14 protein-coding genes are annotated in these 16,985 nt (G+C 40.6%); 6 read left to right on the forward strand and 8 right to left on the reverse strand.

What is annotated here, in order from left to right:
- Window positions 1-42 precede the first annotated feature (42 nt).
- On the reverse strand, window positions 43-1,221 hold the full coding sequence (locus tag O6P32_RS00935; protein WP_178266466.1) for an ATP-binding protein: 1,179 nt from the start codon (window positions 1,219-1,221) through the stop codon (window positions 43-45).
- Window positions 1,222-1,508: 287 nt separating this feature from the next.
- Between O6P32_RS00935 and O6P32_RS00940 the strand changes: the two genes are divergently transcribed.
- Window positions 1,509-2,672: a hypothetical protein gene (locus O6P32_RS00940; RefSeq protein WP_269876341.1), complete on the forward strand. Its 1,164-nt coding sequence runs from the start codon at window positions 1,509-1,511 to the stop codon at window positions 2,670-2,672.
- A gap of 17 nt (window positions 2,673-2,689) precedes the next feature.
- On the opposite strand, the gene O6P32_RS00945 is transcribed toward O6P32_RS00940, so the two are convergent.
- Window positions 2,690-3,448 (reverse strand): RNA methyltransferase, encoded by a 759-nt coding sequence (locus O6P32_RS00945; protein ID WP_269876342.1) that lies wholly within the window; start codon window positions 3,446-3,448, stop codon window positions 2,690-2,692.
- A gap of 105 nt (window positions 3,449-3,553) precedes the next feature.
- Between O6P32_RS00945 and tamL the strand changes: the two genes are divergently transcribed.
- The gene (gene tamL / locus O6P32_RS00950; protein ID WP_269876343.1) at window positions 3,554-5,866 is read left to right on the forward strand and encodes a translocation and assembly module lipoprotein TamL; all 2,313 of its coding nucleotides are present in this window, start codon (window positions 3,554-3,556) and stop codon (window positions 5,864-5,866) included.
- A gap of 11 nt (window positions 5,867-5,877) precedes the next feature.
- A complete protein-coding gene (locus tag O6P32_RS00955) occupies window positions 5,878-6,108 on the forward strand; it encodes a DUF6965 family protein (RefSeq protein ID WP_269876344.1) in 231 nt (76 codons plus the stop codon).
- Here the strand turns inward: O6P32_RS00955 and O6P32_RS00960 are convergent, their stop codons facing one another.
- From O6P32_RS00960 to O6P32_RS00975, 4 genes are all read right to left on the reverse strand, one after another.
- On the reverse strand, window positions 6,109-6,660 hold the full coding sequence (locus tag O6P32_RS00960) for an IbrB-like domain-containing protein (protein WP_178266462.1): 552 nt from the start codon (window positions 6,658-6,660) through the stop codon (window positions 6,109-6,111). It abuts the gene before it with no gap.
- Window positions 6,651-7,952 (reverse strand): DUF3440 domain-containing protein, encoded by a 1,302-nt coding sequence (locus tag O6P32_RS00965; RefSeq protein ID WP_269876345.1) that lies wholly within the window; start codon window positions 7,950-7,952, stop codon window positions 6,651-6,653. Before O6P32_RS00965 ends, O6P32_RS00960 begins: the two co-directional genes overlap by 10 nt.
- Window positions 7,949-8,353, reverse strand: a complete 405-nt coding sequence (locus O6P32_RS00970; RefSeq protein WP_269876346.1) for a hypothetical protein — start codon at window positions 8,351-8,353, stop codon at window positions 7,949-7,951. Before O6P32_RS00970 ends, O6P32_RS00965 begins: the two co-directional genes overlap by 4 nt.
- A gap of 133 nt (window positions 8,354-8,486) precedes the next feature.
- Entirely contained in the window at window positions 8,487-8,879 is a 393-nt protein-coding gene (locus tag O6P32_RS00975) for a DUF2721 domain-containing protein (RefSeq protein WP_178266459.1), read from the reverse strand.
- A 277-nt stretch (window positions 8,880-9,156) separates the two neighbouring features.
- On the opposite strand from O6P32_RS00975, the gene O6P32_RS00980 reads away from it, so the two are divergent.
- Window positions 9,157-12,120, forward strand: coding sequence for an AsmA family protein (locus tag O6P32_RS00980; protein WP_269876347.1), 2,964 nt, complete (start codon window positions 9,157-9,159; stop codon window positions 12,118-12,120).
- A 59-nt stretch (window positions 12,121-12,179) separates the two neighbouring features.
- Here the strand turns inward: O6P32_RS00980 and O6P32_RS00985 are convergent, their stop codons facing one another.
- Both O6P32_RS00985 and ispE read right to left on the reverse strand, forming a co-directional pair.
- Complete coding sequence (locus O6P32_RS00985; protein WP_269876348.1) at window positions 12,180-13,850, reverse strand: RluA family pseudouridine synthase; 1,671 nt, start codon at window positions 13,848-13,850, stop codon at window positions 12,180-12,182.
- 5 nt (window positions 13,851-13,855) lie between these two features.
- The gene (gene ispE / locus O6P32_RS00990) at window positions 13,856-14,677 is read right to left on the reverse strand and encodes a 4-(cytidine 5'-diphospho)-2-C-methyl-D-erythritol kinase (RefSeq protein WP_269876349.1); all 822 of its coding nucleotides are present in this window, start codon (window positions 14,675-14,677) and stop codon (window positions 13,856-13,858) included.
- Window positions 14,678-14,789: 112 nt separating this feature from the next.
- On the opposite strand from ispE, the gene O6P32_RS00995 reads away from it, so the two are divergent.
- Window positions 14,790-15,266 carry a DUF456 domain-containing protein gene (locus O6P32_RS00995; protein WP_269876630.1) on the forward strand — a complete coding sequence of 159 codons (477 nt, stop codon included), beginning with the start codon at window positions 14,790-14,792 and terminating at the stop codon, window positions 15,264-15,266.
- Window positions 15,267-15,309: 43 nt separating this feature from the next.
- Window positions 15,310-16,869 (forward strand): replicative DNA helicase, encoded by a 1,560-nt coding sequence (gene dnaB / locus O6P32_RS01000; RefSeq protein ID WP_178266455.1) that lies wholly within the window; start codon window positions 15,310-15,312, stop codon window positions 16,867-16,869.
- The last annotated feature ends 116 nt before the right edge of the window (window positions 16,870-16,985 follow it).

Genomic DNA, 16,985 nt, shown 5'->3' on the forward strand with positions numbered 1-16,985 from the left:
AATTACTAATTATATATTAGTTAATAAAATCTGTCTTCTATATTAATAGAGGAAACCGAATAGCCACAATGGGATTTGATTTCCGTATCCCAATTCCATTTTGTGCATGGCATAATATACATTGGGATTGTTCTTTAATTTGCTGTTTTCTGCACAAACCCGGAACTGAATATTGCCATCCACTAAAAAAGATGTGCCTTTATCGCCCTTGTTTACTTTATGATCTTTCCAGAAAGTATTTACAAAGAATGTTTCCAATACGTCTTGCTCTTCTACTTTTACCGGATAGATGCTGTACATCAGACTGGTGTTGTGCATCATTATCTTAGAAGGCTTTTTAGGAAACTCTTCACCTTTCGGATAAACCATGTTGATGAGACGGGCATCTGCCAGATACTTCATGTAATTCATGATAGTGGCACGCGATGTCTGTATGTCTGTAGCCAATTGGCTGACATTAGGAGCAACGGGACCGTCTACTGCCAACAAATATAGTAACTTTTTAATTTTCGAGAGATATTTCAGTTCGATTTGTTTTATTAAAAGTATATCTACTTCAATCATCATATTCATGGTCTTGAGCAGATTTTCCGAAAAGTTCCTTTTTTCAAGAAAAAAAGGATAGAATCCATGATGAATATAATCTTGAAAATAGTTCAATGGATTGATGTGTGGAAGAATGGTCTTGACGATATGTTCGTGATTGGACAGAATTTCTTCCAACGTATAAGAAGGAAAATGATTCCCTGTCTGAAGATTGAGGAATTCTCGGAATGAAAAGCCACGCAGATTGTAAGATTTTACAATACCGTTCAGTTCGGGGTTTTCTTCTTTCAGACGCATCACTGATGATCCGGTGAATACGATTTTAAGGTGAGGGTAGCGCTCGTAGCAAGTACGAAGTGCATGACTCCAGTCTGGCAATTTAAATACTTGGTCAATAAGCAATACTTTGCCGCCACGTTTTACAAACTCTCCGGCAAAGTCTACCAAACTCACTTGTGAGAAATAGAAATTGTTCATGTTGACAAACAGGCAAGAGCGGTCCAATCCAAACTTCTCTTTTGCATACTGTAACAAAAAGGTGGTTTTCCCCACTCCCCGAGTGCCTTTTATACCAATCAGCCGATGACTCCAATCTATTTGATCCATCAAATCGCGGCGTACCGGAGCATTGGTATGTTCTATCAGGTAACTGTGTGTTCTGTAAAATGCTTCCATGAATTTCTTTTTCTTCGTTGCAAATATACGAATACTTCGTTATATTGCAAACTGGAGTTGGCAATATTTAATTGAATCTTGTTAGAAATACAGGAAAACTTAAAACGAACTTGTTGTCTTTATAAAGAGAGGGCAGTATTTTATTTGTACTTTTGGAAGGTTGTTGGTTAAGTTCTGCATAGAAGTTGACCAACTGTTCTGCAAAAGAATAAAAAATCATTTGTCTGAAATCATATAATGACAGATAGTTTTACATTTGCAGTATAATTTCGTAGCAGATAAACATTATGGCACATTTGTACTTGTTTAATCCAGACCATGATATGGCTTTAGCCAACTTTACACCTTATTATAAAACTACATCCGAAATTATCCGGATGGCTAATGATTTGTCAACTCTTCCGGCATGGTATGCAGCAGAAAAGGGAAGTTGGGTAAAAACGGATAAACTGCAACGGGGCGATCAGTTGGAAGTACAATGTCGGGAAATGGGAATAATGCTTGATGTGCATTGGTGTACTGAGTACCATTCTATGCCATATAGAGCATGGGGCTGGAATCCTGCGCTGGTTTATGCATTAAGAGGAGCCGGAGTGGAAGAAAAATTTTTGCTTACAGATGAACAATTAAAAAGACTTCGTTATCTGTCCGGCAGGCAACGGTGCCGGGAAATTTTGGCCCATTTTTCTAGTTTACCGTATGCATGTGGAAAATCGGAGTTATGTTATTCTATAGAAGACGTTAAATTTTTCATTAAAGAAAATGGGAAAACGGTGTTGAAGGCACCTTGGTCGGGAAGCGGAAGGGGGTTAGCTCATGTGTCTTTGGATAATTGGAGTGATTCTGTGGAAGGATGGATATCTCGGATTATTCGCACACAGGGGACTATCGTTGCAGAACCTTATTATAATAAGGTGGTGGATTTTGCAATGGAGTTTTATGTAGATTCTGAAATTTCATTTGCCGGTTATTCTCTTTTCGAAACGGATACGCACGGGAATTATAAAGAAAATCTTTTGCTTTCGAATGAAGAGATAGAAAGGCGGCTGACTGCATATCTTCCACAATCTGTTTTACAGATTGTGCAACAAAAACTGAAGGAAACACTCTTTACATTATTAGGTAAAGATTATAAAGGTTATTTAGGGGTAGACATGATGATTTGTAATGAAGATGATAAATATCTGATTCACCCTTGTGTAGAGATAAATTTACGTATGAATATGGGAGTGATATCAAGAATTATCTTCGACCGCTATGTGCATCCTTCCGCACATGGACGTTATATTGTAGAGCATTATACAGCCGACGGACTTGCTCTGGAGAAGCATCAGAAGATGATGGAGCAATATCCTTTGTGCATGAAAGAGGGACGAATCTGCCGAGGATATCTGTCATTGACTTCCGTATTTGCAGATACGCGTTATCAGGTTTATATCCATATTGACTGATTCGTCTCTCTTTATAGTTAAGGATTAAGGGTACGCCGTCTGAATTCGGAGCAGGTAATAGCCGTAGCTACAGCTACATTCAGAGACTCACTGGTTTCACATCCTTGTGGAAAATTAGGAATCAGCAGTTTACTGTTGACAAACCGTGAAACGTTTAGACTAATCCCTTTACCTTCATTTCCCATCACGATGATTCCATGATTGCTCAATTCTTGTGTGTAAATATTTTCACCATCTAAAAAAGTACCGAATACGGGAATATCGGTCAACGAGCCAAGTACTTCCGATAAATTGCAGTAATGTAGTTTTACACGTGCTATTGCTCCCATGGTAGCTTGTACAGTTTTGGGGTTATAAATATCAGCTGTACCAGTAGAACAAAAAATATGTTTGATACCAAACCAATCGGCAATGCGGACAATCGTCCCAAGATTTCCCGGGTCTTGTACATCGTCCAGTGCCAGACAAAGTTGTTCCTTGGCAATATTAGGGTTGAATAAATATTGGGGCTGCTTGAATACACCCAGCACCTCTTGTGGTGCTTTGAGCAGACTGGCACGTGCTAACTCCTCTTCTGTTACTTCTATAATTTCTTCTGCTTGTATTTCAGCATGATTCTGTAGCCATCGGGAGGTTGCTACAATTAACAGACATGGGAAATGGCCGAGTAAATCGCCTACGAGTTTATGTCCTTCTGCTAAAAAAGCTTGTGCTTCTTTTCGATTTTTCTTAAGTTCTAAAGAACGGATATACTTGATTTTATTTTTGCTGAGCATGTTTGTTAACGCGTGAAAATAACAAATATTAGAAGCAAAGCTAAGAAGTTTTTTTTATTATTCCCTATATTTGCAAATAAATTTGCATAACACTACTACATTGGTATGAAGAAAACTGTCTGTCGATATATTACAATTTCTATGCTCTCTCTTTCTTGTGTAGGGTGCTCTGTCAGCAAATTTATTCCGGAAAATCAATATTTACTTAATGATTTTAAGATAGAATCGGACAATAAAGAAGTAAAGCCTTCTCAAATGAATATTTATGTCCGTCAGCATCCTAATGCTAAATGGTTCAGCCTTTTTAAATTTCCAATGTATATGTACAGTGCTTCGGGAAAAGATTCAACCAAATGGGTAAACCGTTTTCTTAAAAGAATAGGAGAAGCACCGGTAATATATAGTAGAGAGGCTGCTGAAGAAAGTCGTGCTGAAATCCAAAAGGCCGTACAAAATATGGGATATATGGGAGCACAGGTCGACTTAAAAGAAGAAACTGATGGGAATAAAATCAAGGTTTATTATATGATTCGTTCGGGAGAACCTTATATAGTAGACCAAATCACATATGATATATTCGATGGAAAAGTCCGGGATTATTTGGAGGCGGATTCTACTCGAAGCCAACTTTATCCTGGAATGCGTTTTGATGTAAATCGCCTTGATGAGGAACGTCAACGTATTACTCAACTTTTACAAAATAGAGGATATTTTCGGTTCAATAAAGACTATATTGTATTTCAGGCAGATACTATGCTGAATACATATAAAGTCGGATTGACAATGAAATTACAACCTTTTCAGTCGAAAGAAAAAAATAAGCAGGAAAAACATCCTCAATATACAATTCGTAAAGTGCACTATTTGTTGGACGCGGATTTTGCTACATTGTCAAAAAATGAACTTAAAGGTTTAGATTCAATCTGTTCTGGTGGAGTAAACTTATATTATAAGAATAAACTTTTTTTACGTCCACGTGTGTTGACAGATTATAATTATTTGAATACCGGTAAGTTGTATCGAAACCGAGATGTGCAGAATACCTATTCGGCTTTAAGCAGATTACATATATTGAAATATTCCAATATCCGCTTTGAAGAAATCATGCAAAACGATTCGACTTATCTGGATGCATATATTTCATTGTCGAAGAACAAAAACAAATCGTTGTCTTTTGAGATAGAAGGAACAAACTCGGCTGGCGATTTGGGGGCTGCGGCTTCTGTATCTTATACTCATCGTAATCTATTCAAAGGATCGGAAACTTTTACAATAAAGTTGAGAGGTGCTTACGAAGCAGTTACTGGTTTGGAAGGGTATACGAACAGTAACTATATGGAGTATGGGGTGGAGAGTAGTTTGAATTTTCCTGAATTTATGTTTCCTTTTTTGTCTTCTGATTTCAAACGGCGTATTAAAGCTACTTCTGAGGTCAATGTAAAATATAATTGGCAGATTCGTCCGGAGTTTGAACGCACTTTGGCCGCCGCATCATGGAGTTACCGATGGACAAAACGGCAGAAAGCAACACATCGTTTTGATTTGTTGGACATCAACTATATCTACATGCCTTATACATCGGCTGCTTTCGATGCATATTTAGACAACATGGATAAAGTTAACCCTTTATTAAGGTATAGTTATGAAGATTTGTTTATCGTACGTTTGGGATATACTTATACTTATAACAGTGCTGGGGCTACATCGCTGAAAACTTCACAGCGTAATTCTTATTCAATTCGTTTCAATATCGAAGAAGCGGGTAATCTGTTATATGGTTTCTCAAAATTAATTAATAAACATCCTAAGGAAGGAGAAGCCTTTCAATTAGCAAACATAGATTTTGCCCAATATGTAAAGGCCGATTTTGATTTTGCCAAGAATTTTATGATAGATGACCGGAATTCATTGGTATTTCATTTAGGGGTAGGAGTTGCTTATCCATATGGTAACTCAAAGAGTCTTCCGTTCGAAAAACTTTATTTTTCCGGTGGAGCCAATAGTGTACGTGGATGGAGGGTGCGTTCGTTAGGTCCAGGCTCATATCGGGGTGATGGAAATAGTATTGATTATGTCAATCATACCGGTGATATAAAACTTGATTTAAATTTGGAGTATCGCACCTATCTTTTCTGGAAACTGAACGGTGCTTTGTTTGTAGATGCAGGGAATATATGGAATATACGTAGTCAGGGTATTCAGACAGAAGGATTGTTCCGGTTTAACAAATTCTATAAACAATTGGCTGTTGCTTACGGTCTGGGTATACGTTTTGATCTTGATTTTTTGATTTTACGATTTGATGGTGGTATGAAAGCCATCAATCCGATGTATACAGGAAAAGACCGTTATCCGATTGTGTCTCCCAATTTTAAAAGAGATTTTGCATTCCACTTCGCGGTAGGATATCCATTTTAATTGAATGCTATATGGAAAATAAAAAGAACTTTTATACAAAAGACGAATTCAAGGAACTGCAAGCTTGGTTCGAAGCTCAAAACCTGCCAGAGTCAATGCAGGTAGATAAAGCAACTTACATTCCGAATTTAAAAGAAACTGTACTTCGATTATTGGATCAGGCAAAAGTTTGCCATGACAATCCTAAAATGCAAGGTTGCCTTATCTTGTTGGAACATATTAAGCAGAAGTTGGAAGAGTAGTTATTCTTCCAACTCAGATGCAATGTATTGTGGTTTGGGTTGAGGTATACTGAAATCCTTATCAGCAAACAATTCAGCCAATCCGGATATTTGTTTCAGTCGGAGTAATTCATCCCTATCCATACCAATGTGTTTCATTATCCATTGGTCGGACATACCGGCTTTATCTAATTCTGCCACAATATGCGACATTAATTCAATATTATGTGTACCTCGTGCCCGATTGTGACGAATAGTAGATCCCATACGGTTTGATAAATCTTTTTCGATAACTACGACCGGCAATAATCCTCTTTCCCTTTCATAAATTCGTTGTGAGGTCTTCAATACCGTATATCTGTGAAACCCATCGACTAAAATATATTTATCATTTTCTTTGTCATAATAACAAACACATGGCATTGTAAAACCATCTTCCCATATTGATAGTTCAAGTAGTTTCATTTCTGGGGGAGCCACTACATTGGGGTTATAATCATTGGCAACCACTTTGTCTACCGGTATCGCTCGTACATTGTAAACCGGACTCTTATATTCGTCTTTTATCTCCATATATTTTTATATGTTTCCATTATTCTGTTTTTTCTGCTGATTTCTTCCTTCGTGGGTGAGAATCCCATATATTTACATGCATGATCGTTTCGTAGTATACAGATACACATGCGTTTATAAGATGGAAGTTCTCTGAATTCCGGAATATCAATATCATCTTGATACTCCATGCGTACAGGATGTTTATGTGTACGATAATTACTTTTATCTCCGACTTCAATGGGGATTTTCGCATCAATCAACTTCTGGATAACTTCATCATCCAAACATCCTCCCTTTGTTCTCCAGAACCTAATACTTACATCAAGTCTTCTTAAATATCCGTTTCTTGTTTTTTCTGGTAATGTAGAAAGAAGGAAATACATGAATTTTTTCCATGTATAACCTTCGGGAAGTTTGATTTTTTGTCGAGCCATAGCATGTGTGCTTCCATAAATACTTGAGAAATTTACCCCATTAATACGGCCAATCATTTTTCCCCATGTATCCGGATCGATAGCTTTATATAAAGCCAAGCTTTCAATCGCTTCACCGATAAAGGGACTGGCTACACGTTGTCTTTCCAAACTAACTCCAGCTTTGTAGTACAGATTATAAAGGTTGTTATAATCCCATTTAAACTTTCCATTCGCTACCCAAATATCTGTCGTTTTCCAATCATAGATGGGATAAGCATTGTATACATCGTTCTGTAGTTTACAGGTCCATATATATTTATGATACAAGATCGTTTTCGGATTTTGAAAGATACATCTCCAACGGTTGAAACTTTCTTGCGTTCGTATACCTACAAGGCAACAGGTACGTGTAGCTTCTTTTTTCCGATGTAGCCATTGGGCAAAATATAGCTGGAAATCATAATCCCACCATTGCGGATTAAAATCAGGAAAATCGTTTATTGTCATGGCTCCTTTGGGCATGGAGCGTACCCATAACTCTTTTTTCTCTGCCTCCCAAGGTCTCCAAAATGACTGATACATGGAAGTACAAGTCGCAACCCGGAAAGGCAGACAAACACGATACACCTCCAGTAAATCTTTATTTTGTTCAATGATGCGGTCTATATATTCGATAGTCATTTTATATTGTACCTCATAATCCATATGGAAAAGACCTATCTTACGCTTAATTTGATGTTTTCGCATATAATCCAAGCAAAGATTCAGTAAAACCCCACTGTCTTTTCCTCCGGAGAAGGATATATAGATGTTATCGAACTCCTTGAAGATGATATCTAAACGTTCTTGAGCTAATTCGTATACATTTTTCTTGTCGTTCACATGAGTAATCATATTTGTTTTTTCATTTTGCAATAGATTTTCCAATTTTTAGTTATTTCAAAATCTTCTTCCGTAAATATTGTCAAATGTCTGGTTTGTACTACGGCAGACAGAGAAATGGAACTTTCCTGCTCCCATTCTTTGATTACCGCTTTAACTAATGTTGAAAGTATTTCATTTTCTTTGTCCGGACAGGCGTAATAATTATTAATTATCCATTCCTGTTTCCGGTATTCCACAGGAATAAATCCTAAAATCTCCTTCTGTGATACCGCAATATACCATTTGTATTGTTCCCCTGTTTTAAATGGATAATTATTGTTGAAGCGCAACACTTCAGGATTCATAACAAGTGGTCCTATCAGTGGATAGAGTTTTTTGTCTATACCGTCCAATCGGATGATTTGTATCATTGTTTATTTAAATAATATTTGCTATTGAGACAAATATATAATAAAAAGATGTATTTATGTGCATTTATTCTGAAAAACAGGTATAAATAGAATCCAATTTATATTATTAACACATCATAAGTCGATTGTCTTTTTACTTTTCCATATCTTTCAAATGTATTTCCAATGCTTTTACAGATATGTGTATTTCCCATATGGATATACCTAAGGATGCTATCAGCAGGAGTAAGGCAAGTCCGAAAATATAAACAGAGAGTTCGTGTAGATTAATATAAATAAGGAACATGGATATCACGCAAAAGAACAAACTGGATATGCCCAGAACTTGCATGGCTCTTGTCAGATACAAGCGCTTACGTAAGTTATCGATTTGTGCCGCGGTTACCTCCGAATGTTGTTGTACATATTGTTCCTTTAAAGTCCGGACCAGTTGTGCATAAGAAAGGAAACGGTTGGTATAGGCCAATAGAATTAAAGATACAGCCGAAAACAGAAGGGTAGGGGTAGTAAGTGTCAATTCGTCCATGTGAGATAAAGTTTATATTGTTTCATTTACAAAGTAAAACATTTAACTTATAAAAAATGTTTTTTGTATTGTTATCTTTAGATATGAGAGGGTGAAGTTTAGTATTTTCTTTGCTCAAAAGCAAGTTTATGGCTTGATATTGTACTCGCCTTTCACTATATTTTCAGAAGATAGGAGTCGGCTTAGCATAGATCAAATTTGAAAACTTGGTTTTCTGTTTGCCTCTGCACTCGCCTTTTTTTTATCTTTGCATAAGCGTTTAAGTAAAGTAAAGAATATGAACAAAAGAATGAAAAAGATAGTCAAGGTAACCAGTATTTCTTTAGGAACATTACTGCTTGTTATCGTGCTACTTATTACGGTAGCTGTGAATTGGTTTTTCACTCCGGAAAAACTGACTCCAATCGTATTGCGTACTGCCAATCAGACTCTGAATGCCAAGTTGGATATGAAGAGGGTAGAGCTTACATTTTTTTCTACTTTCCCGCGTTTCGGACTAAAACTTACGGAGGGGACATTAGTGTCTAAGAGCATACGAGATACACTTTGGCAAAAGACAGACTCTTTGATAACCTTCGACAAGTGTGTAGTGGTAGTAAAACCGATTGATTATTTGTTGAATAATAAGATAAACCTGCATTATCTGGGATTGAAAGGCGCTTCAATATATGCTTATAAAGGGAAAGATGGCATTGTGAATTGGGATATCATGAAGAGTGATACTACTACAGTCTCAGCCGATACGCTATCCAAATCGTCCGGACCGATAGCCGATGAAATTAATATCAGACGTATTTCTCTGAAACAAGCTAATGTAATCTTCGACGATCGTGATACACGTGTTTATACTCGTCTGACCAATGCGAATCTCAAGTTGAGTGCTTCCTTAAAAAAAGGTTATTCAGCTTTGGACATGGAGTTTAGCAACGACAATATCTTATTCTGGCAAGACGGGCAGTTGCTGGTCAATAAAGTCGCTACTAAGCTTCAGGCAGATCTTGAATTGAATAGAGCCATCCGTACTTTGACGGTAAAAAAAGCAGGATTGACCGTAAATGGAGTCGCACTCGATTTATCGGGTACGTTGAAAAGGGATACGGTTCAGAAGGCAATTGATGTAAATGTACATTATGGCCTGCATGCTCCTTCTTTAAAGACAGTGTTTGATATGATACCGGAAAGTGTCTTGAAACGGGAAGAAATGACTGCGAAAGGAGAGGTTTTGCTGGAAGGAGATATAAAAGGATTTTATGGCAAAGAGCAGACTCCTTTGGTTACAATAAAGGCACAGATAAAGGATGCTTCTGCCAAATACGACAAGTTGCCCTATGGAATAGATAATCTGACGGCTGATTTTTATGGGGCAGTAGATTTGACACGAAAGACTCCTTCTTTTGCCGATTTAAAGATTTTTCATTTTCAGGGAGCTCACACCGATATCCTTGCCGATGCAAAAATACAGGATTTATTGGGTGATCCGGATATTACATTGAATACCCGTTCTACCATCGATATGACCGCCCTTGCTCAAACTTTCCCTTTGCAGGAGGGAGTTACCATTGAAGGAAAAGTCGATGCCGACTTACGTCTGAAGTGTCGTTTGTCGTCCATCCTTCGTCAGGATTTGGGCCGTATAAAGATTGGAGGTAAACTGAATATGACGGGACTCGCCTTGCGTGATACAAGCCGGAATTTTGAATTTACCAGCGATGCAAAACTTGCATTTATAGGAAAGGATAATCTGGCTGCACGTATCGAGGTAACAAAGATGGTTTTGAATTCCAACAATATTTCTTCTGAATTAAAAAAGCTGACGGCCACCGTAAAATCGACTAATCCGCAAGATACCACACGCATTGTGGATATGGAATGTAAGTTGGATATGAACCAGTTGAAAGCAGTAATGGGAGATTCCATTAAGGTTTTCTGTCGTAAAGCAAAGTCTACTCTTCGCTTACAGCCCGGAGAATTGAATCCGGCCATGCCTAAAATAGGACTTAATTTGGAGTCTGATACTTTATTCTGCCGCTTGGGAGCCATGAAGATGGGAATGGACAAGGCAGGATTTGCCATTAAAGCCGAGAAACTCCGCGATTCACTTTGGGCACCGAAAGGAATTATCGGATTCAACCGTTTGTTTGTATCCACACCGGAGTTTGCTTTGCCTATCCGGATGCGTAAAACCGCGGTTACAGTCGGTGATAGGGCGATTACGTTGCGTAAGGCTAATATGCGTATAGGACGCTCGAATCTGACGGCAAGTGGGGCTGTATACAATTTGTATGAATCGTTGAAAAAGAATAAAACCATACATGCCAAATTGAGTATAGCATCGCGAAATCTGGATTGTAACCAGCTCATCAATTCATTAAATTTCCCGGAAGATACGCTTCAGGTAGAAAATGATACTGTAGACTCCAACATTCAGTTATTTGTGATTCCTAAAAATATCGATTTTGAACTGGATGTGAAGCTTGATAAAGTAAAATACGATAGCATGGTATTCGAAAATGTACAGGGCGATATCGATATTCGTAATCAGGCTGTCCATCTGAAGGAAGTCAGCATGCGCGGGATGGATGCCCAGATGAATGCAACCTTGGTATATCGTGCCAAAGAAAAGAAAAGAGGATATGCCGGATTCGACTTTAAATTGCGCGATGTGGACGTCAGCAAACTGGTCGATTTTGTTCCTTCTTTGGATACCATTGTGCCGATGCTCCGTTCCTTCAAGGGAGTTGTCGATTTTGATGCGGCGGCCGAAACCGTACTCGATTCAAACTTAAATGTCAGGATTCCGAGTCTCCGTTCCGCTATTCATATCAAGGGAGATAGTCTTGTACTGATGGATGGAGAAACATTTACCGAGATTTCCAAAAAACTGATGTTCAAGAATAAGGAAAAGAATGTATTCGATAGCATTGCTGTAAATATTACGGTAAAAGACGGATACGTTACCGTATATCCTTTCCTTGTACAAATAGACCGGTATAAGGCGGCCGTAGGAGGTACACAAGATCTTGATATGAACTTTAATTATCATATATCGATATTGAAATCTCCGCTCCCATTCAAGGCCGGAGTGACCATTACCGGAAACATGGATAAAATGAAATTCAAGATAGGAAAAGCCAAGTACAAGGATGCTGTTACTCCGGTAGAAATCCGTAAAGTGGATAGTACCCGAGTCAATATGGGACGTCAGATTGTAGACGATTTCAGACGTATCATGAGAAGGTAATGGGATAGAATGATAAAAATCCTGATAGCGTAATGCTCTGTTACACTATCAGGATTTTTTTATGGCAATTGGGATGAAAGATCACCGGACGGAAAAGGAGGGAAATCTGCTTCTTTCTGAATGGTAAGAAGTTTACCCGTCACAGGGTGTACGAACGATAATTCGGCCGCATGCAGATACAATCTCGTCGATTTTCGTCCATACAGTTCGTCCCCGGTAATCGGGCAATTCAAGCCCAGAGGATGTGCCGAATGTACCCGTAACTGATGGGTACGTCCGGTTTGTGGAAAGAAATCAACGTAAGTTTTCCCGTTTTCTCTCTTGTTTACCTTATACCGTGTGATGGCAGGCTTCCCATACGTATAATCTACCATCTGCCGGGGGCGGTCCAATGGATTCAGACAAAGAGGTAAATCAATTACGCCCTCATCAAGAGGAAGTATACCGTCCAGTATGGCTGTATATCGTTTGTGGATATTACGTGTCTCAAATAAAGCCTGCAATTGCTGGTGTATTTCCTTGCTTTTAGCCGCGAGCAGCAATCCCGATGTAGCCATATCGAGCCGATGCACAATGAGCGGACCGGTAGCATGGGGAAGATATTCGTTTAACCGCTGGCTGACGGAGTTCAAATCATTCTTGCCCGGAACAGAAAGCATGCCGGCAGGCTTGTTTACCATAACTATCCATTCATCCTCATACACAATATCCAGTGGAGTCTGGCTATGTATATTCTCGTCGAGTGGATTCTTTTCCACCTTCAGTCCTACTAACATGTGCTTCAGTATCGGTTCGCATTTTCCTTTACACGAAGGATAGAAATGTCCGTGATGCCGTATCTCGTCTTTGGGTGACATACCCCACCAGAATTCTCCCATAGCAAGCGGATACAAGTGGTTCTGGTAAGCATATTGCAAGAGCTTGGGTAAGGCACATTCTCCTGCACCGGCGGGAGGTGTACCCTGTGGGGTATCTTTAAAAATTTCACACAAATCTTTTTTCTCCCCATTTGCATTCAGCATCTGAAACTGCCCGAATATCCAGCGTTGAAGCTCAGCCGAAGATTTCTTGCGTTCTTCCTTCAATGCTGCTATCGTTTGTTCAATATTGTTCAGAGCCCTTGTCTTTTCCTCTACTTCCTGCCTCAATCGTCTTTCCAGGCGTTTTAACTCTGCTTTCTGGAACTGGCTTTCCCGGACCAGCGCTTCCAGTTCCGCTTCATCAAGTACAGTATTCCGTTTTGCCTGTCGGATGGCCTTTGCCTCTTTCAAGGCTTGTTTGGCAGCAGCAAGTTGTGCGGTGGCAGATGCCTGCACTTCTTCCACTTGCCGGCGGCAGATTCGATATTCATCACTTGCTTCCATCTGCCGGATACGTGCGTTGATATCCGAAATACGCTGCTCGCCTTTTCGGAAAACTCCGTCCGGACATAGCAAATCGTACACCGGAGGCACAAAGAAATCATGCAGATTCCGTCCTGCCAGATTACCCGAAAAAGCCGCCAAATATCCCGTTCTGCCTTCAGGGGTACGGACTATCAGTACCCCGAACATTTTCCCTTTTTTCAGTTCTTCCTGCCATTCGGACTGTGTTTCCAAATAGCGTTCTACCTCTTGTGCGGCAAGTTCGGTGAGAGGGTGAGGGGTATAATGAAACGGATAAGTGAATTCTTCGGGTGGGGCAGGCAACACATCTGTCGCAAAGAAATGGATTTTATCAGTACACTCCATTGTGATTACAATTCGCGCTGACGACAGAAGCAACCTCCGAATTTTTCGTCTACGTTTTCTATCGGGTTCTTGAAAATACCATATACGGCAGAGCCGGAACCGCTCATGGCAGCATACACAGCCCCCAGGTCATAGAGTTTATCCTTGATGGCTGCAATCTCCGGAAAACGTGTGAAGATGCTACTTTCAAAATCGTTTTTCAGACATTCTTTCCATGTTTCCAAAGGCTGACGGATTACCTCTTTCAGCGAAACCTCCGGACGTTTTGGAGTAACACCTGCATAGGCATCTTTCGTAGACACATGGATATCCGGTTTTATAAGCACGATGTGATATCCTTTCAAGGAAAGGTCAATGGGTTCGAATACATTTCCGATACCCGATGCAAAAACAGGAGTATTACGGACAAAGAAAGCACAATCGGCACCCAGTCGGGCTGCGTATGTTTCCAATGCTTCAGCGGTCAGGTTCAAATTGAACTTTTCATTCAGCAATTTCAACATGAAGGCACAATCGGCCGAGCCACCCCCTAAACCGGCACCGGTAGGGATGTGTTTGAACAGATGAATATCTATCGGCGGCATCGGAAAGTCGGCCTTCAGCATCTGATAGGCTTTCACGACAAGATTGTCTTCCGCATTACCTTCAATGGCAGTACCGCTGACATGAAGTTTGTAAGGCTGTTCACTATTTTCAAGCACTTTTACTTCGAGTGCATCTTGCAGGTTTATAGGATAGAAAACTGTTTCCAGATTGTGGTAACCATCCGGACGTTTTTCTACAATATGAAGTCCGAGATTTATCTTTGCATTAGGAAATGTAATCATAATTATAGTATTTTTAGGTTGTTCAAATATACGATAAAGTTTTGAATTAACTCTTTTTTGTGTTTAAAATTCTCTGTAACTTTGCGTATCGACCGTTTAATGAAATACTTAAATTATGGATATTATTTTAATTGTATTAAGTATAATCTGTCTGCTGACAGGCTTTCTGGGATGTGTGCTTCCGGCCTTGCCCGGTCCTCCGGTTTCGTATGTAGGTTTGTTGTTATTGCATTTTACCGACCGGGTTCAGTTCTCTACTTCCCAGTTGCTCGTCTGGCTGGGACTGGTTGCACTCTCACTTCTGCTCGATTATCTTATTCCGATGTGGGGCAGTAAATACAGCGGTGGTACCAAATGGGGAAGCTGGGGTGCTTTTGCAGGATCCATCATCGGACTGTTTTTCCTGCCTTACGGGCTTTTGCTCGGCCCATTTCTCGGAGCGATGATTGGAGAGCTGCTGGGAGACAAAGGATTGTCTGTAGCCCTGAAATCGGGTATCGGTTCGCTTCTGGGATTCCTGTTCGGAACGATACTGAAAGTGATACTTTGCGCTTATTTTATCGTGGCCTTTTTTACTTCACTTTGGTAAAAGTATGTATCTTTGTGCCCCTATTTAATAAAAAATACCCTAAATGGCAGAAACGAGAAGAACGACACGCGTCCCAAAGGCTACAAAAACGAAGCCTGTAGACGAATATGGGCATCTCCAGCCGCAGGCTCCCGAACTGGAAGAAGCGGTGCTGGGTGCATTGATGATTGAGAAAGACGCCTATTCGCTGGTGAGTGAGATACTCCGTCCGGAGTCTTTTTACGAACACCGCCATCAGCTGATTTATGCAGCCATTACCGACCTGGCTATCCAGCAGAAGCCTATCGATATTCTTACCGTAACCGAACAGCTCCGCACTAGGGGCGATCTGGACGAGGTGGGAGGTGCTTTCTATGTAACCCAGCTGAGTGGAAAGGTCGCATCGTCGGCACATATCGAGTATCATGCCCGTATCATCGCGCAAAAGTTTCTGGCTCGTGAACTGATTTCCTTTACCAGCAATATACAGACCAAGGCATTCGACGAAACGCAGGATGTAGACGACCTGATGCAGGAAGCCGAAGGCAAGCTCTTCGAGATTTCCCAGCAGAACATGAAGAAGGATTATACGCAGATTAATCCTGTCATCCAGGAGGCGTATGAAATGCTTCAGAAAGCGGCAGCACGTACCGACGGTTTGAGCGGATTGTCCAGCGGTTTCCATCAGCTGGATAAGATGACTTCCGGCTGGCAGAACTCCGATCTTATCATTATCGCGGCACGTCCGGCGATGGGTAAGACGGCTTTCGTTCTTTCCATGGCCAAGAATATGGCGGTCAACAATCAGGTGCCCGTAGCTCTGTTCTCGCTTGAAATGAGCAACGTGCAGCTGGTCAACCGTCTGATAGTAAACGTTTGCGAAATCCCGGGCGAAAAAATCAAGAGCGGACAGCTTGCACCTTACGAGTGGGGACAGCTCGACTATAAGATAAAGGAATTGTACGACGCACCGTTGTACGTCGACGATACGCCTTCTCTTTCCGTGTTCGAACTTCGTACAAAGGCACGCCGTCTGGTGCGCGAACATGGGGTGAAGATTATCATCATCGACTACCTCCAGCTGATGAATGCCAGCGGAATGTCTTTCGGTAGCCGTCAGGAAGAAGTCAGCACCATTTCGCGTTCGTTGAAAGGACTTGCCAAGGAGTTGAACATTCCGATTATTGCTCTGAGTCAGTTGAACCGTGGTGTAGAAAACCGTGAAGGTATAGACGGAAAACGTCCGCAGCTGAGCGACCTTCGTGAATCGGGAGCCATCGAGCAGGATGCCGATATGGTATGCTTCATTCACCGCCCGGAATACTACAAGATATATACCGACGAACGTGGAAACGATTTACGCGGTATGGCCGAGATTATCATAGCCAAGCACCGTAACGGTGCGGTGGGCGATGTGTTGCTGCGCTTCCGCGGAGAATATGCACGTTTCCAGAATCCGGACGACGAGATGATTGTGCCGATGCCCGGAGAAAACGCAGCAGCTCCGGTACTCCGCTCCAAGATGAACAGTGGAGGCGGACAGGGCAGTGTGCCTCCTCCTCCGGTAGATATGATTCCTCAGGAAAATCCGTTTGGCGGACCCATCCCCGAGGTTCCGTTCTGATGATTAAATTTTTTCTCCATAAAAAGCCTTGCCGGTTATGTACCGGTAGGGCTTTCTTGTTTTAGAGGGGTACGTTGTATAAAAAGAGGAGTATATGATTTATCATTTTGTTTGAA

Source organism: Phocaeicola acetigenes, assembly GCF_027529745.1.
In the GTDB taxonomy this organism is placed as follows: Bacteria; Bacteroidota; Bacteroidia; order Bacteroidales; family Bacteroidaceae; genus Phocaeicola; species Phocaeicola acetigenes.